This window comes from Vibrio sp. CDRSL-10 TSBA, assembly GCA_039696685.1.
In the GTDB taxonomy this organism is placed as follows: Bacteria; Pseudomonadota; Gammaproteobacteria; order Enterobacterales; family Vibrionaceae; genus Vibrio.
Genome location: CP155566.1, coordinates 2,294,559 through 2,318,689, shown reverse-complemented (window position 1 = coordinate 2,318,689; position 24,131 = coordinate 2,294,559). Strand labels below are relative to the sequence as shown.

Here is a 24,131-nt window from a genome sequence, read left to right as displayed (position 1 = left end):
CTCTGTGATTCCTCGGTAATAAATAAATGTCGGAAGGTGGAGGAGAGGCGCTGTTTCAATCCGGGAAACTAAAAAAAGCCCCCCGCCGTGCGGGAGGCAAACACAAACATTCAGATTGTGTGGCTTAAAACGCTTAGCGCAGCAGTGACATTGCCATGCTTGGCATTTGGTTAGTCTGAGACAGAACAGTAGTACCTGCCTGCATCAGCATCTGGTTCTTAGTCATGTTTGACGATTCAACGGCAAAGTCAGCATCCGTGATGCGGCCTTTCGCTGCAGAAGTGTTTTCTACCATGTTGCCCAGGTTAGCAATGGTGTGATCAAGACGGTTGATGTTGGCACCGAATGCAGAACGTGCTTCACCGATTTGACCCAACAGACCGGCTTCACCGTCTGCGCCAGTTAGCGTTGTCAGAGCAGCTTGTGCATTAGCTTCAGAAGTCAGGTCACCCAGTGCCAGAGCTCCTGAAGTACCTACAGCTGTGTTGATAGCCTGAACTTCAGTGCTTACGTCGACTGCCAGTTGGTCACCGGCTTGAGTGCCGATCTGGAAGTTCACCGCTGCTGCTTCAAACGTACCGCCGCCAGTTTGCAGCAGTTTGTTACCACCGAAGCTGGTGGTATCCATGATGTTCGCCAGCTCTTCACCCAGTTGCTGGTATTCAGTATCCAGAGCAGTACGGTCAGTATCCGTCAGAGAAACCGTTCGATGCCTGAGTTGCCAGGTCGTTCATACGGTAAACGATGTTGGTCATCTCATCCATAGAACCTTCAGCGGTTTGCATCATAGACTGACCATCTTGTGCGTTACGCATCGCTACATTCATACCACGAGTTTGCGCATCCAGACGGGTAGAGATTTGCAGGCCAGCTGCATCATCAGCTGCTGAGTTGATGCGGTAACCAGTGCTCAGACGCTCCATCGCGGTGTTCAGCAGGTTGCTTGTGCTGTTGATAGTGTTTTGAGTCACTAGTGAAGCGTAGTTAGTGTGCATTGATAGAGCCATCGTAGTCTCCTTGGTTGATAACTGTATTCAGGCTTGGGAAGTTTCCCGGTTCAATCACTAGAGGCGGACGCTTTTCCCCGGCTATTAATTAAAAAAATAAAAATTTAGCGAAAAGTCGTGAAAAGGATGGCTTTAGGTGAGTTGTGTTCCAGAAATGGAGCGAATTTGAGCGCTGTTGACCTTCAAGTGCGGCAAAAACCAACAGCGTAACAGTAATATGCCGATGGTTTACCAAGCGTCGTTATCGGCTTCATCAAATGTTTTAAAGCTCAATGAGGTGGGAATATCGCTGAAATAGCCGAAATAGTAGCTGGCGCCCAGTAATTTGTAGTGATTCAGCTCTTTTTGGCTGGCGACTCTGCCGGCGACCCAGGGAAGGTGATAGCGGCGCAGAAAGCGCATCAGTGGCAGCAGTTCGCTGCGATCCTGTTTGTCTTCCAGTGATACCGCCAGTTTGATCATATCCGGCTTAAAGCGGATCACTTGTTCGAAGTGTTCGGCGTGAGTGTAGAGCTCAAACCATAAAGCGTAGGTCTGGCTGCGCATCTTGCTAACCAGGTTGTCGATTTCAAGCGGCAAAGGTTGATTAAAATTGATCTGCAGGGAAGGGACAACATGGGAAAAAGCCAGAGCGTGATAGCGCAGAATCTGCTGTAAAAATTCAAAGCCGGGCGGCCACAACAGAGCATCAGTACGGATGGGAACCACCACATTGCTGATTAAATCGGGATGGAAGGTTTCCATTTGAAAGTGGGTCTGACGCAAAGCAAGGTACAGGCTGAACAGATCAAGACAGTAGGTCATATGTGGTGAAAGCTGAAACTGATACACACTTTGCTCGCCGCGACTGCCAAAGCGCAGGGTCAGGTGCTGATATTCGACTTCTGCGTTGCCCGCGTGACGTATCGCCTGGCAGGCATGTCGGATATCGTTGCACTTAAACGCTTCGAACACCAGCATGTCGTCCTCCGTGACGACATACTGTTCAATAAGATCGCGCAGATAATGAAACAGCGCATGATGTGAAGTGAGATTAGCCAAGGTTTCCTACCACGTTGATTTGTTTATTCTCTGGGATTTCATTGTATGACAACACCGCTAAACCTTGCGAGAAGGTTCGCGCATAACGTGCGATAAGCGGACGCAACTGCGGCATCACCAGCAAGATGGGGGTCATGCCCTGCTGCTTGAGCTGCTGACGGATCAGCGGCAGATTTTGCTGGAACTGACCAAGAATATTCGGCTCGATCGGGAAGCTGTCCAGCATGACGCTGCCACTGGCTTGTGCCTGGTGCAGCGACGTCATCAGCATTTTTTCCAGTTCATCCGACAAGGCATAAACCGGGATTTCGTTTTTTTGTCCCGCCAGCAGATTAATCAGGGTGCGGCGCAACGCACAGCGCACATCGGCGGCCAGCAGAATCGGGTCTTTGGTGTTTTCCGAAGACTCCAGCATGGTATTGGCAATGGTACGTACGTCTTTCAGCGGCACCTGATCGAGCAGCAACTGGCGGTACACCTTGAGCTGCTGAGCCGGTCTCAGCGCAGCGCCCAGTGCTTCTGCCAACTTGGGTGCCTGAGCCGTCAGACGCTGGTTCATGGCTTCGACATCATCATGGTGGAACAGCTCGGCCAGGTGGGTTTTCATCACTTTGCTGATATGGGTCGCGACCACAGTTGCGTCGTCCACTACCTGATAGCCCATATTCAACGCACGCGCTTTCTGGCTGTGTTCAATCCATACCGCCGGCAACTGATAGGCCGGGTCACTGCCAAGAATACCGTCGATTTCACCGTACGTTTCGCCAACCGCAATCGCCATCAGGCGATCCGGCTCGATAAAGCCTTGTTCAATCTGTTCGCCATTGAGGGCAATGGTGTACTGATTTGGTTTCAGACTCAGATTATCGCGAATGCGTACCTCAGGCAGCAGAAAACCGACCTGCTCGGAGAGGTTACGTCGTACGCCGCGAATCCGCTGGGTCAGCGGTGCCCCTTGTTTCTTTATTGACCAGATGCACCAGACGATAACCCAGTGACAGCGATAACGTATGCACGTGGGGAATATCTTCCCAGCCGAGCGGGCCTTGTGATTCCTGCTGCATGGCCTGAGAAATGGCGGCCACTTCATCGAGCTGATGTTCATCGGCCGGGCGTTTACTCTGGCGCCAGCCTGCAAACGCGAGGGCGGCAGCAAAGGCAAAGAAAGCCAGATGAGGCATGCCGGGTACGATACCGATGACCACCATAATACCGGCCACGGTATACAGGGTAGCCGGGCTGGCCAGTAACTGCTTGTGCATGGTTTGCGACATGTCGTTGTCGCTGTCATTAATGCGGGTCACTATGATGGCAGCGGCAGTCGCCACCAGCAGTGACGGGATCTGGGCCACCAGACCATCACCGATAGTCAGCAGTGCGTAGGTTTTGAACGCTTCGGATGCCGGCAGGCCATGCTCGAACACACCAATGCTGATACCGCCGATGATGTTGATAAACAGGATCATCAGACCGGCGACGGCGTCACCGCGCACAAATTTAGACGCACCGTCCATCGAACCGTGGAAGTCGGCTTCGTTGGCGACTTCGCGGCGGCGCAGGCGGGCGGCTTCCTGATCAATCAGACCGGCATTAAGATCGGCATCGATCGCCATCTGTTTACCTGGCAGAGCATCCAGGGTGAAACGTGCCGATACTTCAGAAATCCGTTCTCCACCTTTGGTGATCACCACGAAGTTAATGATCATCAGGATGATGAACACCACCATACCGACTACATAGTTGCCGCCGATCACCACTTCACCAAAGGCCTGGATCACTTTACCTGCCGCGTCACCTCCATTATGGCCTTCGAGCAGGACAATCCGGGTCGACGCGACGTTCAGAGTCAGGCGCAGCAGGGTCGCGACCAGCAAAATGGTCGGGAAGATGGAAAAATCGAGCGGTCGTTTGGCGGTGGTACTGACCAGCAGCACCAGGATGGCCAGCACAATGTTAAAGGTAAACAGGGCGTCCAGCAGCAGTGGTGGCAGCGGCAGGATCACCATTGCCAGTACCATCAGCAGGACAAGGGGAATGCCGATATAGCCCTTGCCGGAGTGTTGCCAGTGTTTTAACCAGTTGAGCATGGTTATCAGTCCTTTCTGTAATGCTAATCAGTGCTGCAGATGTTTTGGAATCGTAAAATGCGGCAGCGGGAGCGGCTCTTGGCCTTTACCGCGCCGGAACGATTTCAGCTGCAGGACGTAGGTCAGGATATGGGCCACAGCGATGTAAAGCTGGCTCGGAATTGCCTGCTCAATCGCAGTGGTGTAATAAATCGATCGGGTCAGCGGCGGAGAATTAATAATTTCCACCTGGTTTTCACGTGCGATGCGCTGGATATGCATGGCGGTTTCGTCCACCCCTTTGGCCACCACAAACGGCGCTTCTGACATTGACGTATCGTATTTAATGGCGACCGCGTAGTGGGTCGGGTTAACGATCACCACATCTGCCTGCGGTACCATTTTGTCAATCTTACGCCGCGCAAACTGTTGCTGAATCTGACGAATACGCTGTTTGACCTCAGGACGGCCTTCATTACTTTTGTATTCTTCTTTCAGCTCTTGCTTGCTCATTTTTAACTGTTTGAGGTGCTCCCAGCGCTGGTAAGGCACATCGACAAAACCAAACAACAGCAGGGCAAATCCCATCAGCAGCAGACCATCAAACAGGATCTGCATGATGAGCACAAAACCTTCGTTTAACGGCAGACGCTGGATACCAATAAGCGGCTGTAAATGGTTATCCATGTAGCCATACAGCAAAGCAAAGATGACACTGACTTTGAGGCTGGACTTAATAAGGTCAACCACTGAGCGGCTGGAGAAAATTCGCCCGATACCGCTTATTGGATTCAGTTTGCTCAGCTTGGGCTGAACATTGGCCGGGCGAAACATCCAGCCGCCAAGAATCATACTGCCGGCCAGTGTGACCACAATGATGACGATAAACAGCGGCAGCAAGAGTTCAATCAGGATACCCAGGGTATGGCCGAGCTGTTCCACCATCTGCATCGGATTGGCCAGATCTTGTTTGGTCAGCGACATGTTGTAGCGGAACACACCGGAAACCGCCTGCCAGATGGCCGACATCTGTGCGGAAAAATAGACCACCACGGCAAGAAAAATCATGGCTGTGGTCAGTTTCTTTGGCTCTTGGGATCTGGCCCTGCTCGCGCGCTTTTTTGATTTTCTGCGGCGAGGCCTTCTCGGTTTTGTCCTGAGCAGAAGCTGAATCGCTCATGCGCCCCCCGCCATAAACTGGTTAAGAAAGCGCAGCGTGTCATGCACCAGCGACGTATAACGGCCGGGTACCCCGGAAACAGAAATCAGCACACTGAACAAACCCAGCAGCATGGTCATCGGAAAGCCGAGAGCATAGACGTTGAGGCTGGGCGCAGCACGGTTCATTACCCCGAAGCTGATGTTAGCCAGCAGCATGGATACGATCGCTGGCAGTGCCAGTGCCAGCGCGGCGGAAAACATCCAGCTGAAATTATGGATTACTCCCTGCAGAGAAAGCAGGGTAATGCCTGATCCAACCGGCCAGACGGTAAAACTCTGAATAAGCACATCAATCACCAGCAGGTGACCTTCCAGCGCCAGAAACAGCAAGGTTGAGAAAATCAGAAACAGCCGGCCCAGTACCGCTACGGACAAACCATTGACTGGATCGTTCATCATCGCCATGCCAAGGCCCATTTGCAGCGAGACGACCTGACCGAGCATGGTAAACACGGTGAACAGCATATGCAGAATGAGGCCGAACATCAGCCCCCAGATCACTTGTTCAAACGCCAGAAACAGCGAGGTCATCGAAAACAGGTCAACGGCCGGCATGGCCGGCATCAGCGGCGCGGTGATCACGGTGATCGACAATGCCAGCAGGCTGCGCACCCAGACCGGGATCAGATTATCGCCAAAAAAAGGCATCGCGATAAACGCGGCGCCGATGCGGAAAAACGGCCACCAGAGTTGCCCCATCCATGCCGACAGCTCGGCAAAGGTCAGCGTCATTAGCCAATCATCCTCGGTATGTTGTGGAACAGATAATCAAACAGCTCCATGATTTTGCGCAGCATCCAGTGTCCGGCAAAGATGACCATCAGCAGAGTGACCATCAGACGCGGCAGGAAACTCAGGGTCTGTTCGTTAATCTGGGTTGCGGCCTGAAATACGGCGACGCACAGGCCGACAATCAGTCCGGGTACAACCAATACCGCAACGAGCAGGATCACCATCCAAACCGCATCGGAGATCAGGCTTACTACCAGTTCAGGTGTCATACAGTGTGTTCCTTACGTCACTGGGCAAAACTGGCGGACAGTGTGCCGACCGTCATTGCCCAGCCATCCACCAAGACAAACACCACCAGTTTGAAAGGCAGCGACACAATCAGCGGTGACAGCATCATCATACCCATCGCCATCAGTACGCTGGCGACCACCAGGTCAATGATTAAAAACGGAATAAACAGCATAAAACCGATCTGGAACGCAGTTTTCAATTCACTGATCACAAAGGCCGGCAGCACGACGGCAAATGAAATATCGTCCAGGTTTTGATCGAGTGGCTCGTTGGCAATGCGCAGCATCTGTTCGAGTGAACTTTGCTGTGTTTGTGCCAGCATGAAATCACGTACCGGTTTTTCTGCAGTCGAAAAGGCTTGCATCAGGGTGATTTCACCCTGGTCATAAGGCTTAAACGCGTGTTCGTAAACGTCGCTCCACACCGGGCGCATAATCAGCACGGTCAGCGCCAGCGCAATTCCGACCAGAAACCCGGTTGGGTGGGCTTTGCTGCAGGCCAAGCGCCTGACGCAATATTGCCAGCACCACGATGATGCGGGTGAAACTGGTGGCCATCAGGATAAAGGCGGGCAGAAAGCTGAGCGCAGTCATCAGCAGCAGAATTTGCAGTTTAACGCTGTACTCTTGCTCGGTATTGCCGTCCGAGACCGTAAACAGAGTCAGGCCGTTATCGGCGGCCAGAGTCGGCACTGAAAACAATATCAGTGCCAACGCCAGAAGGCCCAGACAGCGGAAGGAGCGCGGTTGAATCATGTAAGAAACCTGTGTTACTGACCGACAGAGCTTAGCGCGCTGTCGAGCACGTCAATCAGACGCAGGCCATACTTGTCATTGACGACAACGACTTCAGCGTGACCAAGCAGGGAGCCGTTGACTTTCACATCCAACGGTTCACCGTTGAGCTTATCCAGTTCAATCACACTGCCTTCACCGGCTTGCATCAGATCACCCAGTGCGATCTCCTTGCTGGCGACTTCCAGAGTGACGGTGACCGGGATGTTTTTGAAAAAACTCAGATCACGTTCCACTTTCGCCGGGGCTTCAACCACGCTGTCAGCATCTAAATCTTCCAGGTGAAAATCATCGAAATTGAGATCGTCGCTGTCAAAGTTCACGTTGTCCAAAACGTCACTCATCTTAGGGATTCCTTATCTTGGTTTAAAATCAGCACCAGTTGCTCATCCTGCTCGGCAATACGCCCGCTGAACAGGCGCTCACCGCCAATGCTGACCGGCACGGTAGTCAGTAGATCAATCGGTAAAATATCGTTGGGTGCCAGGCTCAGTACATCACTGAGCGGCATAGTCTTCTTACTCAACAGGGCGGTTAGGCGCACCGGAGTTTGCTGCAAAGAGCGGTTAAATTGTTGCGCTAATTGCTGGTTGGGCTGGATGTCCAATTGATTAATCAGGGTCTGCACCAGCTGGCTTTCAAAAATCAGAGTTAGCAGGCCGCTGTGGTCACGATAGCGCAGGGTAATCTCTGCTTTCAGGCCCACACCACTGCTGATTTCCCCGTCACCGCTGCGCCACATGTCACCGGGGGCTATCCAGCGAGTCGTGATTTTTCCCATGCGTTCTTGCAGGCGTAAATCACTGCTGGTGATAACGCTTTGTGAGCGCTCCATGTTGGCAGCGTAGAAACGATCCGCCAGTTTGATCAGTAACTCACTGTTAAGGCTGACGAACAGACAGCCGCTGTCCTGATGGCGAAATTGGGTCACCGCCGATTTATCAATATCGGAGGGCTTTAGGGTATGCAGTTCCACAGCGCTGAGTTCGGCATCGATATGATGGGTATTGAGCCAGGTTTGCAGCTCACCGCTTAATCCGTGACACGATTCGGTGATAATGGTTTCCAGTTTTTCCCGAATGATATGTATGGGTTTTCCCAGTAATTCCACATTGAGTGTTCTCACTTCGGGAATAGCGTTCTGGATATGTGTTTCCATTTATATTTTACCGTGCGTTGACATTGTGGAGATGTTTACTCGATGGCGCACAGTCTATACAGAAAATTTTAATTATTTTTAGTATCTAATTATAACTTTGTGAGGTTAGTTCACATGTTGATTTGAAGTGGCTGTTTTATTCTTCAATAAATAAAAGAAAACGGGTAGTTTGTGAGGATTATAATATACAGATAATTATGCAAAAAACGCCCAAGAACGGGAATTTGTTAAAAGTTTATTAAGATTTAGATATGCTGCTACATTCATGCGGCAGCATTTTGTTTCGTCCATATCACTATGTGTTGTTCAATAAGTGATATATATGAATAAACTTTATATGCTTAATAAAACGTCTGAAGCCAGTAAGTATAGCTAATAAGCTGTTTTTTTAATCATATGCGCAACTTGTATGTCTGTTCTGTACAGGCTGCATCCAAGCTGTGGCATAAGGCTAGATTGGAGTTTCAGTATGAAAGCGTATGCCAGCCATGATAATTCCATGGCATATTTGAATGACAGGAAAGTGTCAAAAAAGTGTCAGAAATACTTTTGTAGTTTCATGGTTAAATTATGTTCTCTGGCTTTTATTTCTACAGCTACATTATTATCTCCAAATTCTTATTCAGAAGATGAGATAATTTATCCCATGGATGAATCTTCATGGATATATAAAGGAGATACTTTTAATTGCACACTGATGCATACGGAAGTTCCGCAGGGGAAGTTTTATTTCCGCTCAAATAAAAAAGATAATGTTACTTTAGAATATCGTTTTAATAGTAATCAACCTGGGTGGAGATATGCACAGGCTGGCTTATTAACCCCACCATGGATTAAGCCGTTACAAGCGGACACTATTAGTCAAGGGCAGATAAATTCAGGGCGTGGTTTTTCATTTAGTTCAGATGTTGAGCGAATACTTCACTCAATGAAAAACGGGAAGTGGTTGACGGTTTCCGTGGGTGGAAGTGCGACTTCCTCCTCGCTCAAGTTGATTCTGCCGACGATTCGTATTCAGTCCGCACTGGATCAGTTTGCCGATTGTCGTCAGCGACTGCCGTTAATCACCTATCGTGAAGCACGTGATATGACGTTGCACTATCAGGCCGGGCAGCAAAACGTAACGGCCGCCCAACGCGGCCAGCTTAAGGCGCTGATGAGTTATGTCAGTCTGGATAAGCGCGTCACCCAGGTGTTGATTGATGGTCATACCGATAGCGACGGTGCCCGTTTGGCGAATCTGGCCGTATCGCGCAAGCGTGCTGAGCAAGTCGCCGAGGCACTAAAGAGCCTGGGATTGGATGGAGCGAAAGTGCAGATTCGAGCGCATGGATCGCGTTATCCGCTCGCCAGTAATCACAGTGAACAAGGGCGGGCGAAAAACCGCCGGGTCGCGATACGTTTAGTCAGGGATAACGAAAGCGTGGTCAATTCTGCGCATACCAACAATAAAATAAAGGTCAAATAATGACGAAGTCAGATGTTCTGTTGGTTGAGCCCAATGACAATCTTGCTCAACCTATGATTGATGTCTTGATGGAAGCCGGTTATCGCGTGCGCCATGTTCGTACCGGGCGCAGCGCATTGCTTGAGCAATCGGCAGCAATAACCGTTGTTAGTGCAAACTTACCGGATATGGGAGTACGCGAATGGGTCGCGTGCCACCAGAAGCAGACCGGGGCAGGCGTGGCGATCGCGATCGTCGATCAGGATCAAGGTATCGTTGCGGCGGAAACGATGAAAGCCGGAGCGACCGATTACCTGCTGCGTCCGTTTGAGTCCGCTCAGTTACTGAACCTGCTGCGCCGCGTTGAAGCTTTAGGTAAGCCGATGGCCAATATCGTTGCTGAATCCTGGCGCAGTAAACAGGTGTTGCAGTTGGCTCATCGCGCCGCCTGTACCAGCGCCAGTGTGTTGATTACCGGTGAATCCGGTACAGGTAAAGAAGTGTTGGCGCGTTATGTCCATCAGCAATCGAGTCGCGCAGATGGCCCGTTTGTGGCGGTTAACTGTGCGGCTATTCCGGAATCTATGCTGGAAGCGGTGCTGTTTGGCCATGTTAAAGGGGCGTTTACCGGCGCGCTGGCCTCGCAAAGCGGCAAGTTCGAAGAAGCCAACGGCGGCACCATTTTGCTGGATGAAATTGGTGAAATGTCTCCGGCGGTACAGGCCAAACTACTGCGTGTGCTGCAAGAGCGTGAGGTGGAGCGGGTTGGCAGCCACAAGGCAATTCAACTCGATATTCGCGTTATCGCCGCTACCAATAAAGATTTGCGTGAACAGGTACAGAAAGGCTTGTTTCGGGAAGATCTCTACTATCGTCTTGATGTTTCTGCCGCTGCACTGGCCTCCGTTGCGGGAGCGCAAAGAGGACATTCTGCCTATCAGCCAATTTTTTATTAACAAGTATCAGGATGGCAGCCAGTGTTTTCTATCTCAGGACGCGCGTCAGGCTCTCAGCCAGTACCCTTGGCCGGGGAACATCCGGGAGCTGGAAAACATTATTCAGCGTGCACTGGTAATGCGCCACGGTGATTACATCACCGCGCAGGATCTCATGCTGCCCGTCGAATATGCTGCAACGTCTGCGCCGAGTGTTACCGATACCACGATGGGGCACGTTGAAGCGAAAAAGCAGGCGGAATATCAGTACATCCTGGACAAATTACGTCAGTTTGGTGGCAATCGTACTAAAACCGCCAACGCACTGGGTGTGACGACCAGAGCTCTGCGCTACAAACTTGCCGCCATGCGTGAGCAAGGAATCGATCTACAGTCAGTATTAGGTTCAGCCGCCTAAAGGAAGGGGAAACATGGCAAATCAAATGATAGCGAATGCAATGTCAGCCGAGCAGCTGATGCTGGGTAAAATGGACGCGATGCGTGACATGGCGACACCGCAATTTGTGGTGCGTCCGAATCCGGTTGATGAGCCGTCGCTCAATCAGCCGCTCTCTTTTTCGGCGGCGATGACCAGTGTGTTAGACCGGGTTAACGCTCACCAGTCGGTTGCGAGCCAAATGATGACGGATGTCGAAACCGGTAAAAGTGATGACCTGGTCGGAGCGATGATTGCCAGCCAAAAGGCCAGCCTGTCTTTTAATGGACTGCTGCAGGTTCGTAATCAGGTGGTCGGAGCGTTTGATGACATTATGAAGATGCCGGTGTAATCATGTCTGAACTTTCTACTCAAGTGGCTGGTTCGGCCAGTCTCAGTCCGCAAGTCTCGACAGCTTCAGCGGCGCCGGGTATGGAAAACATTACCCGAAAGGCCAAGCAACTGTGGTCGAGCAGCCAGCGTAATCTGGTATTGTCGGCAGTACTGGCGGCGATTGTGGCAGCGATCATTGTGGTGGCGCTATGGAGTTCATCCCAAAGCTTTCGTCCGCTGTATGGTCAGCAGGAGCAGTTTGATGTCGGCGAAATTGTTTCTCTGCTGGAATCGGAAAGCATTAACTACCGTCTGCAGGAGCAAAACGGCCAGGTTCTGGTGCCGGAAGGGGATGTGGCGCGGGTGCGTATGTTACTGGCCGCGAAAGGCATCAAGGCCAAGCTGCCAACCGGGCTGGATTCGCTTAAAGATGACAGCTCGCTCGGCACCAGCCAGTTTATGGAAACGGCACGTTATCGGCATGGTCTGGAAGGCGAGTTAGTACGTACTATCATCGCTCTTAACTCGGTCAACAATGCACGCGTTCATCTGGCGATTCCGCGTCAGACACTGTTTGTGCGCCAGAATGCCGAAGCGCCGTCAGCTTCTGTGATGCTGGAGCTGAAAGCGGGGGAAGATCTCAAACCAGAGCAGGTTGAAGCGATCATCAATCTGATTGTCGGCAGTGTGACCGGGATGAAACCAGAACACGTCTCTGTGGTGGATCAGTATGGTCGCCTGCTGAGTGCCGATGTTGCTTCCGGCGAAAGCGGTAAAGTGAATGCCAAGTATCTCGACTATCAGAAAAACCTCGAGAAGCAGGTGATTCAGCGTGCGTCGGATATGCTGACGCCGATTGTGGGACCAAGCAACTTCCGGGTTCAGGTTGCCGCTGATATGGACTTCAGCCGCGTGGAAGAGACTCAAGAGATTCTCGACAACGCACCTGTGGTCCGCAACGAACATACCATCCAGAATAATTCGATTGACCAGATTGCGTTGGGAATTCCCGGTTCACTGAGTAATCAGCCGCCGGTGACCGGTGAGCAGCCGACCAATGACAGTGAAAACAGCAATGCCCGTCTGGAAGTGAATCGTCAGTATGCGGTCGGCAGCAGTGTGCGCCGTACTCAGTATCAGCAAGGCCAGGTGCGCAAGCTGAATGTGTCCGTTCTGCTGAATTCGGCGGCGGCACCCGGCACGGAAGGCTGGAGCGATCAACAGAAAACTGAGATCTCCGCCATGCTGATGGATGCGGTCGGGATTAACGCCGAGCGTGGCGACAGTCTGAGCCTGATGACGTTCAACTTCACTCCGGTAGAAATCGAAGCACCACCAAGCATTCCATGGTGGCAGGATCCGACCGTGCAGCAGCCACTGCGTTACGTGATTGGCGGCCTGCTTGGTTTGGCAATGATCTTCTTTGTCCTTCGTCCGCTGATCATGCACCTGACCGGCGCAGATCGTCGCGATCGCGAACTGGACGTGGCGCCGCCACCGGAAGAGCCGTATTACGAAAATCTGCAGACGCGTGAAGAGCGCGAGCGTGAAGAAGCACTCAACCGTCGTCTGGAAGAGAAAGGTATTAAAGCCAGCACTGGCCTGGATGTGACCAGCGATATGCTGCCACCGCCGGGATCGCCGTTGGAAATTCAATTGAAGCACCTGCAACTGATCGCCAATGAAGAACCGGCACGGGTAGCAGAAGTACTGAAACAGTGGGTAAATGTGAATGAGCACAGCACAGTCAACGCAGAACCAGAAGTTTAACCATATCGAGCAGACCGCGCTGGTACTGCTGGGTATGGGTGAAGACGCGGCGGCCAAAGTGCTGCGTCATTTCAGCCGTGATGAAACTCAGCGTGTCACCCGTGCGATGGCCAAGCTGAGTGGCATCAAGAGCGACAGTGCCAAGGATATTATTCAGCACTTCTTTGAAGATTTTCGTCAGCACAGTGGCATTCGCGGCGCATCGAAAGAGTATCTGTCAAATACCCTGCGCAAAGCGCTGGGTAATGACCTGGCCAAAGGGCTGCTCAACAATCTGTATGGCGATGAAATTCGCAATAACATGCAGCGTTTGCAGTGGGTTGATGCTGAGGTGCTGGCGCGCTTTATTGCCAATGAGCACCCGCAGATGCAGGCGATTTTTCTCGCTTATCTGCCACCGGACAGCTCATCGGCGGTGCTGAAAAATCTGCCGTCTGACTATCAGGACGAGTTGCTGTACCGCATTGCGCGTTTGCAGGATATCGACCATCAGGTCGCCAACGATCTCAACGAACTGATTGAGCGCTGCATTGAGCAGGTCTCCGTGACGCAAAGTGCGCCGTTGTCCGGCGTGAAGCAGGTGGCGGATATTATTAACCGCTTTGAAGGTGACCGCGCGACCCTGATGGAAATGCTCAAACTGCATGACGAACAAGTGGTGAGTGAAATTGAACAGAACATGTTTGATTTCATGGTGCTGGGACGTCAGCGCGAAGAGACCATGGACCGTCTGGTGCAGGAAATTGCGGTTGAGCAGTGGAGTATTGCGCTTAAAGGCGCGGAAATTACCCTGCAACAGGCAATCAAACGTTCCATGCCGCAGCGGATGGCGAAATCCCTCGAAGATGATATGCAGGCTCGCGGCGCAGTGGCGCTGAGTCGGGTGGAACAGGCACGTCAGGATATCATGCAAACGGTGCGCGAACTCAATGATGCCGGTGAAATTGAGCTGCTGCTTTATCAGGAACCGACGGTGGAGTAAGCCATGGCAACGGAAAAAATTATGCGTCTGCCAAGTGGCAGCTATCGCCGTCACCGTTTCCCGCCTCTGGCTCAGCCGGTCAAAGTTAAGTCTGAGCCGGGCATGGACGATGAATGGCCAGACAGTCAGGTTGATGTTCAGCAGCAACTCGAAGCGGGCTTTCAGCAAGGTTTGCAGCAGGGCTACGATGAAGGCGTACGTCAGGGTGTCGAACAGGGTCAGAAGCAAGGGCTGCTGGAAGGTCAGAAAGAGGGCTTTCAGAAAGGGTTTGTCTCCGGCGAACAGACCGGTAAGCAGGCGTTTCTTGAGGCCGCTAAGCCGGTAAACGAGCTGTATCAGCGTCTGTCTGACTGGCAGGCTGAGCGTGAGCAGCAGCAGCGCCATATGATTTGCGAACTGGTGCAGAAAGTGGCGCAGCAGGTCATTCGCGCAGAACTGACGCTGATGCCGCAGCAGATTTTGTCGCTGGTGGATGAGACCCTTGATGCCATGCCGGGCAAAACCGAAAGCGTCACCGTGCATCTTAATCCGCAGGATCTGGATCGCATCCGTCAGGTGAATGCCGATCTGCCCTCAAGCTGGAAACTGGTCGCCAACAAAGAGCTGCCGGCTGGAGGCTGTCATCTGGTGACGGATGATGCCGAAGCGGACGCCAGCTGCGATTCACGTCTGGAAACCTGTATGGACAGTGTTAAGCAGCATTTGCTGGAAGAGGTCGTGAACCCGCCAGAGGCTGAGCATGAGTAGCTCGGTTTCGTCCGGTCAGTTGTCAGAGCGGCTTAACGACGCTCTGGCATCACTCGATTCGGTACCGGTGGCTCGGGTCACCGGACGTCTGGTCAAAGTGAACGGCCTGATGCTGCAGGCGGTCGGCTGCCGGTTTAAGCTCGAGCAGCGCTGCATGGTTGAAACGGCAGAAGGCGACATGATCGAAGCGCAAGTGGTTGGTTTCGATCACAATGTTGCCTATTTAATGCCTATTCGTCGTTTGGGCGGCTTGTTTGCCGGCGCTAAGGTGATTCCGCTCGAAGGCGACAGCATGGTGCAGATCAGCAGCCAGTGGCTGGGACGGGTGGTGAATGGTCTTGGTGAGCCGCTCGATGACGGCCCTGCGCTGCGGGGTGGTGAGCGGGTATCGCTTGAGCCAAAGCCAATTAACCCGCTTAAACGTCGTCCGGTCGATACGCCGCTGGATGTGGGTGTACGGACGATCAATGGCTTACTGACGGTCGGCAAAGGCCAGCGTATCGGTCTGATGGCGGGCAGCGGCGTGGGTAAAAGTGTCCTGATGGGGATGATCACTAAGAACACCGAAGCGGATGTGATTGTGGTGGGCCTGATCGGCGAGCGCGGACGCGAAGTCCGTGAATTCATTGAACGTAATCTGAGCGAACAAGCACGTAAAAAGGCCATTATCATCGCAGCTCCGGCGGACGAATCGCCCCTGATGCGCCTGCGTTCAACCTTATTATGCCATCGGGTCGCGGAGTATTTCCGCGATCAGGGCAAAGATGTGCTGCTGCTGATGGATTCTCTGACCCGTTATGCGATGGCGCAGCGTGAAATCGCGCTCTCGCTCGGCGAGCCGCCGGCGTCACGCGGTTATCCGCCGTCGGTGTTCAGCGTGCTGCCGCAACTGCTAGAGCGGGCCGGTAACAGTGACAACCCGGATGGTAGTCTGACCGCTATCTATACCGTGCTGGCGGAAGGTGATGATCAGCAGGACCCTGTGGTTGATTCAGCCCGGGCAATCCTTGACGGTCACGTCGTGCTGTCACGTCAGTTGGCCGAGCAGGGCCATTATCCGGCAATTGATATTAATGCCTCGATAAGCCGTTGTATGTCGGCCTGTACTCAGCCGGCACATGTCACTGTGTCGAACCAGTTTCCGTCAGCTTTATTCAAATTATCTGCAGGTCAAAGAGCTACTGCCATTAGGCGGTTATCAGCCGGGGCAGGATGGTGAACTGGATCGCGCGGTTGCCATGTATCCGCAACTGAAAGCCTATTTGCAGCAGGCTGCCGGTGAAGCGGTCGATTATCCGTCCAGTCTGACCCAGCTCGCACAGCTGTTTCAGAATCAGTAGCTTATCCTGCATCATACAGGGTAAGCAGGCAGAAAGAGGTGGTGATGAAAGATAAAATTCGCGCAGTCGGTAAATTGCAGCAGGTCGAAGAGAAACGCCGGGATCGTATCGGCCAGCAGCTCGACACCATGCGACAGCGTCACCAGCATATGCAAAATCAGCTGGATCAACTTGCGCAGCTAAAGTCCGGCAACGGCGAATCGACCCGGCAGGTCTCGGCGCTCAACAGTACGGTACTGATGAATCTCAGCAGGGTTGATCACATGCTGCAAAAATTGCTGGTGCACCACGAGCAGGAACAAGCGGTGATGGAAGCACAGTGTCACTCGGTACAAAAAGAGCTCGCCAGTCGTCACGCAAGGGTGAAAGGTATTGAGCAGGTACTGGATCGCTGGCGCAGGAAGCAGGATTACGACAAAGCGCGCAAAGAGCAAAAGCATATCGAGGATATCCTCAATGCGCGCTACCGTAAGCGTGAGCTGTAGCGACAGGATTGAAAGCCCGCCGCAAGCAGAACGACAACAGCGAGCGCTCAACGTTCTCGCTTCTTTTATCAGGCCAGCTTACCGCTGGCCTGAAAACTTTCCAGTTGCGCCAAATACGGCGTTAGATCGCCGATACGGGAAGCCAGCCAGGCCTGATTATAATAGGTATCAAGATAGCGCTCGCCGCTGTCACACAGCAGGGTCACAATCGAGCCCTGTTCACCTTTTTGCTGCATGTCACTAGCCAGTTGTAATGCCCCGTACAAGTTGGTACCGGTCGAGGCTCCTGCTTTACGGCCAATCACGCGCTCAAGCCAGTGGATGGTAGCGATGCTGGCGGCATCATCAATGACCCGCATTTCATCAACTACATCGGCGATAAAACTTGGCTCCACGCGCGGGCGGCCAATACCTTCTATCCGGCTGCCACAATCGCGGGTCAGATGACTATCGCGGGTGCGGTAATAGTCGGTAAACACCGAGTGCTCGGGGTCAACCACACACAGTTTGGTGGTGTGCTGCTGGTAGCGGATAAAACGCCCTATGGTTGCGGACGTACCGCCGGTGCCGGCGCTCATTACGATCCAGCTTGGCACCGGATGCGGCTCAAGCTGCATCTGGCGGAAAATACTGTCAGCGATGTTGTTATTGCCGCGCCAGTCCGTCGCGCGTTCCGCGTAGGTAAACTGATCCATATAATGGCCGCCCAGTTCCGTTGCCAGCCGGCGCGATTCGGCATAAATCTGATCCGAACGAGCGACAAGATGCGCTTTACCACCATAAAATTCAATCTGTTCAATCTTTTTGCGCGCGGTGCATTCCGGCATGACCGCAATAAACGGCAGTCCGAGCAGGCGGGCAAAATAGGCTTCAGACACAGCAGTACTGCCGGAAGACGATTCAATAATCGGCGTATCACGGCCAATCCAGCCATTGCAAATCGCATACAGAAACAGGGAACGGGCCAGGCGGTGCTTGAGTGAGCCGGTCGGGTGGGTACTTTCGTCCTTCAGATAAATATCGATACCGTCCAAACAGGGCAGGTCAAGCTTGATTAAGTGAGTATCTGCTGTACGTTGTACATCAGCTTCGAGGATTCGGATGGCCTCGGTTGTCCATTGGGTATCGCGTTGCATAGCTGTGCTCCTTAACAGGTAATGGAAATAATTTACCCACCTGTTGCGAGAAAAGCTTGGCTAAATTGGCTATGGATTGCTAGGTTTGGAGAATAATTTTCTCCCAATGGTGAAGTTGTAATGGAACTGGATAAAGTGGACCGCCAAATTCTGGCCATGTTGCAGCAGGATGCGACCCTGTCACTCAATGATCTGGCTGATGCTGTCAACCTGACCACCACGCCGTGCTGGAAACGGCTGAAAAAACTCGAAGAGAGTGGTGTACTGACCAAACGGGTGGCATTACTCGATGCCGATAAGCTCGGCTTATCGTTTATCGCGTTTGTGATGGTTAAAACCAGCGATCACTCCCATGAATGGTATCAGCGTTTTGTCAGCAGCGTTGAGTCTTATCCGGAAGTGATGGAGTTTTACCGCATGGCAGGTGACTACGATTACATGATGAAAGTTCTGGTCAAAGACATGAAGCACTTTGACCAGTTTTATAAGAAGTTAGTCAACGGCGTCGACGGGCTCAATAACGTGACCTCCACCTTTGCGATGGAGTCATTAAAATACACCACCGAGCTGCCTCTGTCTTAACTTGTCCCGGGCGCTGGCTTGAGATTGTCAGCCAAACAGCCAGGCGAGCAGCAGAACGAAAATCAGCAGACCGGCAAACGCCTTGAGCAGCGGTTTGATATCCGAGCTGCCGCCGTTTGGTGGTTGATTACAGCATCCCATAAGATGGCCTCCAGTAGGTGAATTCAGCCAACAGTGTAACGTTTACCCTAAGGGTAAGGTAAAGCATGAAAAAGCTGACTGCCTAGCGATCTTTAAATCGCATCACTCCTTCCTGTACGGCACTGGCGACCAGATCGCCCTGCTGATTGTATATTTCGCCCCGCACCAGACCGCGCGTATTGCTGGCTGTCGGGCTCTCAATCGCATACAGCAACCATTCATCCATTTTAAACGGACGGTGGAACCAGATAGAGTGATCAATGGTGGCAACCTGGAACTTAGGCGTCATCAGCGTGACTTCATGCGGATGCAGGGCGGTTACCAAAAAGCCCCAGTCGGAAGCGTAGGCCAGCAGATACTGGTGAATCAGCTGATTGTCCGGCATGGCCCCATTGGCACGAATCCAGAGATACTGTTTGGGTTCTGCCTTTTCTGGTTTGAGAGGGTTAATCACCGTTACCGGGCGCATTTCAATTGGCTTTTCACCACACAAGATTTTTTTCACTTTTGGCGGCAGCAGGTGAGCAATCTGCTCCGCGAGTTCAGATTCAGAAGCAAAGTTTTCCGGCCCCGGCACATCCGGCATGGTTTTCTGATGTTCAAAACCCGGTGCTTCACCGTGATATGAGGCGGTGAGGTAGAAGATCGGGCGCCCGTTTCTGGATTGCTTTGACCCGGCGGGTGGAAAAGCTACGTCCGTCACGCAGGTTCTCGACATCATAGATGATCGGTTTTTCCGGGTCGCCCGGATAAAGGAAGTAGCTATGGAAAGAGTGTACTGTGCGTCCCGCATCCACGGTATAGCGCGCAGCAGAGAGTGCCTGACCAATCACTTGTCCGCCGTATACCTGTGGCAGGCCAAGGTTTTCACTTTCGCCGCGGTACAGCCCTTCTTCCAGTTTTTCCAGCTGGAGTAAACTCAACAGCTCTTGTAATGGTTTGCTCATAGCGCCTCTCTTATTGTGTTTTTACTCTACTATTTTGTGAACTAGGTCAAATGCTTGTCAAGACCTTCTCATAAAGGTGACACTATAATTCAAGGTATCTACAATGAAAGTAGGCTTACTAACTAAATAAAAATACTATGAAAAATGTTCTGATTCTGACGTCAACTTTTATTATTGGTTCGGCGCTGTTTGGCTGCCAGATGTTTGATAATGGTATGCTTCAAACCACGCCTGACCTGGAAAAAGCCGAAGTTATGCCCGATAAAGTGCTCGATACGGTGAGTGGTACTGTGGCTTATCGCGAGCGTATTGCGCTGCCGGATAACGCGATTGTACGGGTTTCCCTGTTCGATGTTTCAAAAGCGGATGCGCCGGCCAAACTGCTCGGAACCCAGGAGTTTACCACCTGGGGGCAGCAGGTGCCGTTTGAGTTTTCTATTCCTTATGATTGCGCTGACATTGACCCGAAACACCGCTACTCAATCAGCGCCCGCATCGAAGTGGATGGTCGTCTGATGTTCATCAGTGACAGTCATTATGGTGTGATTACCGACGACAAGCGCACGCACCAGGTTGAAATGAACCTGATTCGTATTCATAACAATGACAGCACTGAGTAACTAATCCGGTTGCCAGCGAAACAGACGCAGTGAGATTTTACCTGCACTGCTGACCGCGATACCTTCTGCGACCAGCTTCTCGCGTTGCCGTTCCCAGTCCGGCCCGGTCAGAGAAATCTGGCCTTTGCTGTTGATGACCCTAAACCAAGGCAGTGTGCTGTCCTCGGGCAGATTGCCAAGTGCTTTGCCGACATGGCGGGCGTAACCCGGATAGCCGGCCATGCGCGCAATATCACCGTAAGTAGAGACTTTTCCACATGGAATTTGGTGAATAACGGCAAAGATCTGCATTAAAAATTGGTCCATAATAACAAAGTCCTATTTTATTCTAGGGTAAGGATTCCAGGGAAAGGATAAGGAGCGGGCGTTGCTATTGTCTACTTTTCAGTTCATCACCACAATACTGCTGGCGATGGTCTGTGCGCGAGCACTTGGCCTGAGTGGTGGTGACATGCCGTTTATTGCGTTTATCATTCCGGCTTTGTGGCTGCTGAGCCGCAGCGGCTTCAGCGGTGTTATTTTGTTGCTGGGCGTACTTGGTTATGCGTTAACCATTCCTTATCAGCCTGCCTCGCTTTCAGTCAGTATGTGGGTCATTTTTCCGTTGTTGATGGTGGTGTTTTCCCACCCGTGTAATATGCCGGTGATCGCGGTTGGCGCATTGATTGTGATTACTCTTGAAGTGGGCATCATGGTCACTCAGTCGGCCGGGAGGCTGTCAGGAACACCGGCGATGACCATGGTGCAGATCCTCGCGATGGGCATGATCTGGTGGTCAGCGGCAAGCTGGAAACCAACCCAGCAACACAGTTGGTGGCCGTTAGCGCTGATCGTTCCGCTTTGGGTTTCCGGGCTGCAGATGGCTGCCGTGCTTGCCTTGTGCCTGACCGGATTAGTGGCTGTGATCGAAAGCCTGAGCCAGCAGAAAAAATTCCAGTGGGGTAAGCTGCTGTGCTGGACACTGCCTTCAGTCGGCTTTATGGCTGTGATTCTGTCACCGGAAATTGATGTCCCCAATCCGGTGTTTGTGGTGTGGTTATGCCTGCTGGCAACGGCCTGGATGACCGACTACATCCTCAAAAGTAATGAGGAACAACCGCTGTAGAATATGCATGAAAAATCCAAGCCAGTGCAAAGTTATGAACTGGCCTCAAATAAGTCTTTATGCATATCCTTAAAAAATGGTTATCATCAGTTACTACTAAAAATAAAATTTATTTATATCAACGTCAATGCTTAAAACTCTAGTCACTCGTGCCTGTTTGGGACTGGTGCTGTTCGTCTGTTCAGTATCGGTCCATGCAGAGCAAAATGCTGACGCGCCCTATTTAGTCGCTACCGAAGCCGACGATGTAGTCACGCGTGTGCTGTTTGATGCCATCGCGTATCAGTTCAATGTCGACATTCAATATGTCAATTATCCCAGTTTTGATGCGATTCTTAAATCCGTTGAGTCTGGCGAAACTGACTTTGCCGCCAATGTTACCTACACCAGTGAGCGCGCTGAGCGGTTTGATTACTCTGCGCCCACCAATATCGAATACACCTATTTATACAGCCATAATAATGCGACGCTAACCGGGATTAAGCGCATTGGTGTTCCGAAAGGGACGATTTACGGTGAGCTGGTGGCGAAAAACTACCCAGATATTGAGCAGGTCGAGTACGACGGGTCCAAAGATGCACAGGCGATGCTCAAAAGTGGTGAAGTGGATGGCGTGATCGATGCCATCAATCAGCTCAAACCTATGCTGAGTGCGGGGATGGATGCCCAGCTATTGAATGACCATATCTCTATTCAGCCGGTGTCGATTGTAGTGCCGAAAGGCCAGCACGGGGCGTTACTGAATCAGTTCGAGGCCTATATTCATTCGGCGAAAGTGCAAAAATTACTGCGCGAATCGATACAAAAATATCAGTTCGACATCCGCAAGCAGGCACTGCGCCAGGCGGTACTCGACAGTGATATCAATTTACAGCGTCCGCTGCGGGTTAAGCTGGAAAATATTCCTCAGTTTGCTCACTACGCCAGTGATGGTTCTGTACGTGGTATCAGCGCGGATATTTTGTTTCAGGCGTGCGATCTCCTGGTACTGAAATGCGATTTGGTCAGCAAAGCCGACGAAACCTGGGAAAGCATGTACAACGACATCCAGCAGGCCCGTATTGATATGATTGCGCCAATCACTATCTCAGAGCCGCGCAAAGAGAAAGTCTATTTCAGCGACAGTTATTACAGCCCTCAGGCCATTATGGTTAAACGTGAAGGCTACAAAGACAACGTCTACAGCAATGTCTCTGAGTTGGTCGTTGAACGCATCGGTGTGGTGAAAAACGATTTTTTCGAAGAGCTGATGATGCGCATGCTGCCAAACAAAACGTTGCAGACCTTCGATTCGCAAAATGAACTGATTCAGGCTCTGGTCGATAAGCAGGTTGATTACATTGTTTCTCAGCCTGGGTAACTTCAACAATGTATTACGTCACTCGCATTCGCTCTTATCTATTGTTGAAGATGAGCTGATTGGCAGTTTTTATACTTATGATGTCGGCATCGCGTTTCCGAAAAATGCATTTGGTGCCGCACTCGCACCGCTTATCAGCCGTGCGATTAAAATTATCGACTCGCAGAAAATCGTTAAACATTATGACTATCAGCCGGATTGGCGTGCGACACTTTTAACTGAACAACGTGTTGCCCGGCATAGTCAGTGGTTGTTTGCATCTCTGGTGGTGTTTTTAGTGCTTATCGCGGGTTATCTGCACTTTGTGTCAGATACCGATAATCTGACCAAACTGCGTAACCGGCGAGCCTTGTATCGTCGCTACCGACGTGGAGTTTCGCCGAGTAACACGTTGCTATATTTGGATTTGAATGACTTTAAATCGATTAATGACACCTATGGTCATGAAATCGGTGACAAGGTACTAAAACAACTGGCCAGCCGCATCAATCATGTCTGGCGTGGTAAAGCTTATCGAATCGGTGGCGATGAGTTTGTGCTGATTGGCGATGTAAAAGGTGAAGAGCTGACATCGGTGGTGAATAAACTGCAGAGCTTTCTGTTTATCTGCACTGAACGTGACATCAGTTTTGAGGTAACGGCGGCCGTTGGAGTATCAAGCGGGCGCAGCAAGCATATGTCGCTGCATGATGTTATCCATCAAACCGATGGTGCCATGTATGATGAAAAACGCAGCCGGGCAGGTCATGATACAAGCGACGCGCTCTATCATGCCTTGTGATTCAATTCCCGAATCGCTCAATTGCTGGGCAGTTGAAATGAAATCAATGCTTTTGGTCTGATTTGGGGTTGCAATGAGGATAGGGATGCCTGATAATCCTTCCCACTCTTCGGCCACAAGCTGAAGTGAACTATGGGGGCCTTGGTCCTCCCGCAACACTAGTTCGTGAACCTGGTCAGGTCCGGAAGGAAGCAGCCACAGCGGATGATGTGTGTGCCGGGATGTGGCTGGGGCCTCCACCCAATTCAGAAAAGCCGCTCAATGAGCGGCTTTTCGCGTTTCTGCTGTTTCAAAGCTTTTGTGCGCTTATTATTGTTAACCCATAAAAGCTATGAAATGTAGTATTACAAAAAATTCGCGAAATGGGCTCCACGTTCGTAAACATTATATCTTCCATACTAAAGAGTGTCTTCAACGTGACCGATTAAAAGTATGGTGTCAAAGCGTTGAGTTTTAGTGTCAGATATTTAGTGTTCATTATTTCCTAAACGATTCTTCTATATTTTCCGTAAAGCTGATTCAAACCGTCGATACACTTAATTATCGTTAATTTGCACTTTTGACAAGAATACCTCTCACTCATTAGGCAACTTTTTGAGTTGTTTATTATAGTAAATGATGAGGTTTGCGATTTAATGGTAAGTCAGTTGTCAAAAATTCCATTTATAGGTTT

Annotated in this window: 16 protein-coding genes, 1 other RNA gene and 9 pseudogenes; 13 read left to right on the top strand and 13 right to left on the bottom strand. The window is 51.4% G+C overall.

The window, feature by feature from the left end; genetic code table 11:
• Window positions 1–133 precede the first annotated feature (133 nt).
• The 10 genes and pseudogenes from lafA to ABDK09_18195 all read right to left on the bottom strand — a co-directional run bounded on the left by lafA (window position 134) and on the right by ABDK09_18195 (window position 8,311).
• Window positions 134–1,007 (bottom strand): annotated as a pseudogene (gene lafA / locus ABDK09_18240) (lateral flagellin LafA).
• A gap of 228 nt (window positions 1,008–1,235) precedes the next feature.
• Window positions 1,236–2,048: a diguanylate phosphodiesterase gene (locus ABDK09_18235; GenBank protein ID XAW88906.1), complete on the bottom strand. Its 813-nt coding sequence runs from the start codon at window positions 2,046–2,048 to the stop codon at window positions 1,236–1,238.
• Window positions 2,041–4,135, bottom strand: a pseudogene (flhA, locus tag ABDK09_18230) (flagellar biosynthesis protein FlhA). Before flhA ends, ABDK09_18235 begins: the two are co-directional and overlap by 8 nt.
• Before the next feature lie 27 nt (window positions 4,136–4,162).
• A pseudogene (locus ABDK09_18225) lies at window positions 4,163–5,206 on the bottom strand (flagellar type III secretion system protein FlhB).
• Window positions 5,207–5,228: 22 nt separating this feature from the next.
• Window positions 5,229–5,294, bottom strand: a pseudogene (locus ABDK09_18220) (hypothetical protein).
• Entirely contained in the window at window positions 5,291–6,067 is a 777-nt protein-coding gene (gene fliR, locus ABDK09_18215; protein ID XAW88905.1) for a flagellar biosynthetic protein FliR, read from the bottom strand. Before fliR ends, ABDK09_18220 begins: the two are co-directional and overlap by 4 nt.
• Window positions 6,067–6,336, bottom strand: coding sequence for a flagellar biosynthesis protein FliQ (gene fliQ / locus ABDK09_18210; GenBank protein XAW88904.1), 270 nt, complete (start codon window positions 6,334–6,336; stop codon window positions 6,067–6,069). Before fliQ ends, fliR begins: the two co-directional genes overlap by 1 nt.
• 17 nt (window positions 6,337–6,353) lie before the next feature.
• Window positions 6,354–7,113 (bottom strand): annotated as a pseudogene (gene fliP, locus ABDK09_18205) (flagellar type III secretion system pore protein FliP).
• 14 nt (window positions 7,114–7,127) lie between these two features.
• Window positions 7,128–7,496 carry a flagellar motor switch protein FliN gene (fliN, locus tag ABDK09_18200; GenBank protein XAW88903.1) on the bottom strand — a complete coding sequence of 123 codons (369 nt, stop codon included), beginning with the start codon at window positions 7,494–7,496 and terminating at the stop codon, window positions 7,128–7,130.
• Window positions 7,493–8,311: a FliM/FliN family flagellar motor C-terminal domain-containing protein gene (locus ABDK09_18195; protein ID XAW88902.1), complete on the bottom strand. Its 819-nt coding sequence runs from the start codon at window positions 8,309–8,311 to the stop codon at window positions 7,493–7,495. Before ABDK09_18195 ends, fliN begins: the two co-directional genes overlap by 4 nt.
• Before the next feature lie 469 nt (window positions 8,312–8,780).
• Between ABDK09_18195 and ABDK09_18190 the strand changes: the two genes are divergently transcribed.
• The 8 genes and pseudogenes from ABDK09_18190 (at window position 8,781) to fliJ (ending at window position 16,786) form a co-directional block, all read left to right on the top strand.
• Window positions 8,781–9,779 carry an OmpA family protein gene (locus ABDK09_18190; protein XAW88901.1) on the top strand — a complete coding sequence of 333 codons (999 nt, stop codon included), beginning with the start codon at window positions 8,781–8,783 and terminating at the stop codon, window positions 9,777–9,779.
• Window positions 9,779–11,111 (top strand): annotated as a pseudogene (locus ABDK09_18185) (sigma-54 dependent transcriptional regulator). The gene ABDK09_18190 and the pseudogene ABDK09_18185 overlap by 1 nt, the downstream one beginning before the upstream one ends.
• Before the next feature lie 13 nt (window positions 11,112–11,124).
• Window positions 11,125–11,481, top strand: coding sequence for a flagellar hook-basal body complex protein FliE (gene fliE, locus ABDK09_18180; protein XAW88900.1), 357 nt, complete (start codon window positions 11,125–11,127; stop codon window positions 11,479–11,481).
• Window positions 11,482–11,483: 2 nt separating this feature from the next.
• On the top strand, window positions 11,484–13,232 hold the full coding sequence (gene fliF / locus ABDK09_18175; protein XAW88899.1) for a flagellar basal-body MS-ring/collar protein FliF: 1,749 nt from the start codon (window positions 11,484–11,486) through the stop codon (window positions 13,230–13,232).
• Window positions 13,195–14,214, top strand: coding sequence for a flagellar motor switch protein FliG (locus tag ABDK09_18170; GenBank protein XAW88898.1), 1,020 nt, complete (start codon window positions 13,195–13,197; stop codon window positions 14,212–14,214). Before fliF ends, ABDK09_18170 begins: the two co-directional genes overlap by 38 nt.
• Before the next feature lie 3 nt (window positions 14,215–14,217).
• Window positions 14,218–14,961, top strand: a complete 744-nt coding sequence (gene fliH, locus ABDK09_18165) for a flagellar assembly protein FliH (GenBank protein XAW88897.1) — start codon at window positions 14,218–14,220, stop codon at window positions 14,959–14,961.
• Window positions 14,954–16,301 (top strand): annotated as a pseudogene (gene fliI, locus ABDK09_18160) (flagellar protein export ATPase FliI). The gene fliH and the pseudogene fliI overlap by 8 nt, the downstream one beginning before the upstream one ends.
• Window positions 16,302–16,345: 44 nt before the next feature.
• Window positions 16,346–16,786 carry a flagellar export protein FliJ gene (fliJ, locus tag ABDK09_18155; protein ID XAW88896.1) on the top strand — a complete coding sequence of 147 codons (441 nt, stop codon included), beginning with the start codon at window positions 16,346–16,348 and terminating at the stop codon, window positions 16,784–16,786.
• A 68-nt stretch (window positions 16,787–16,854) separates the two neighbouring features.
• Here fliJ and ABDK09_18150 read toward each other — a convergent pair whose 3' ends face one another.
• Window positions 16,855–17,922 carry a PLP-dependent cysteine synthase family protein gene (locus ABDK09_18150; GenBank protein ID XAW88895.1) on the bottom strand — a complete coding sequence of 356 codons (1,068 nt, stop codon included), beginning with the start codon at window positions 17,920–17,922 and terminating at the stop codon, window positions 16,855–16,857.
• A 120-nt stretch (window positions 17,923–18,042) separates the two neighbouring features.
• Here ABDK09_18150 and ABDK09_18145 point away from each other — a divergent pair, with 120 nt between their 5' ends.
• Window positions 18,043–18,504: an Lrp/AsnC family transcriptional regulator gene (locus ABDK09_18145; protein XAW88894.1), complete on the top strand. Its 462-nt coding sequence runs from the start codon at window positions 18,043–18,045 to the stop codon at window positions 18,502–18,504.
• A gap of 223 nt (window positions 18,505–18,727) precedes the next feature.
• Here ABDK09_18145 and tesB read toward each other — a convergent pair.
• A pseudogene (gene tesB / locus ABDK09_18140) lies at window positions 18,728–19,592 on the bottom strand (acyl-CoA thioesterase II).
• A gap of 137 nt (window positions 19,593–19,729) precedes the next feature.
• Here tesB and ABDK09_18135 point away from each other — a divergent pair.
• Window positions 19,730–20,212 (top strand): YbaY family lipoprotein, encoded by a 483-nt coding sequence (locus ABDK09_18135; protein ID XAW88893.1) that lies wholly within the window; start codon window positions 19,730–19,732, stop codon window positions 20,210–20,212.
• Here ABDK09_18135 and ABDK09_18130 read toward each other — a convergent pair whose 3' ends face one another.
• A complete protein-coding gene (locus ABDK09_18130) occupies window positions 20,213–20,518 on the bottom strand; it encodes an MGMT family protein (protein XAW88892.1) in 306 nt (101 codons plus the stop codon).
• Window positions 20,519–20,579: 61 nt separating this feature from the next.
• On the opposite strand from ABDK09_18130, the gene ABDK09_18125 reads away from it, so the two are divergent.
• The 3 genes and pseudogenes from ABDK09_18125 (at window position 20,580) to ffs (ending at window position 23,694) form a co-directional block, all read left to right on the top strand.
• Complete coding sequence (locus ABDK09_18125; GenBank protein XAW88891.1) at window positions 20,580–21,317, top strand: hypothetical protein; 738 nt, start codon at window positions 20,580–20,582, stop codon at window positions 21,315–21,317.
• Window positions 21,318–21,444: 127 nt separating this feature from the next.
• A pseudogene (locus tag ABDK09_18120) lies at window positions 21,445–23,458 on the top strand (GGDEF domain-containing protein).
• 139 nt (window positions 23,459–23,597) lie between these two features.
• Window positions 23,598–23,694, top strand: an RNA gene (gene ffs / locus ABDK09_18115) — signal recognition particle sRNA small type.
• Window positions 23,695–24,131 lie beyond the last annotated feature (437 nt).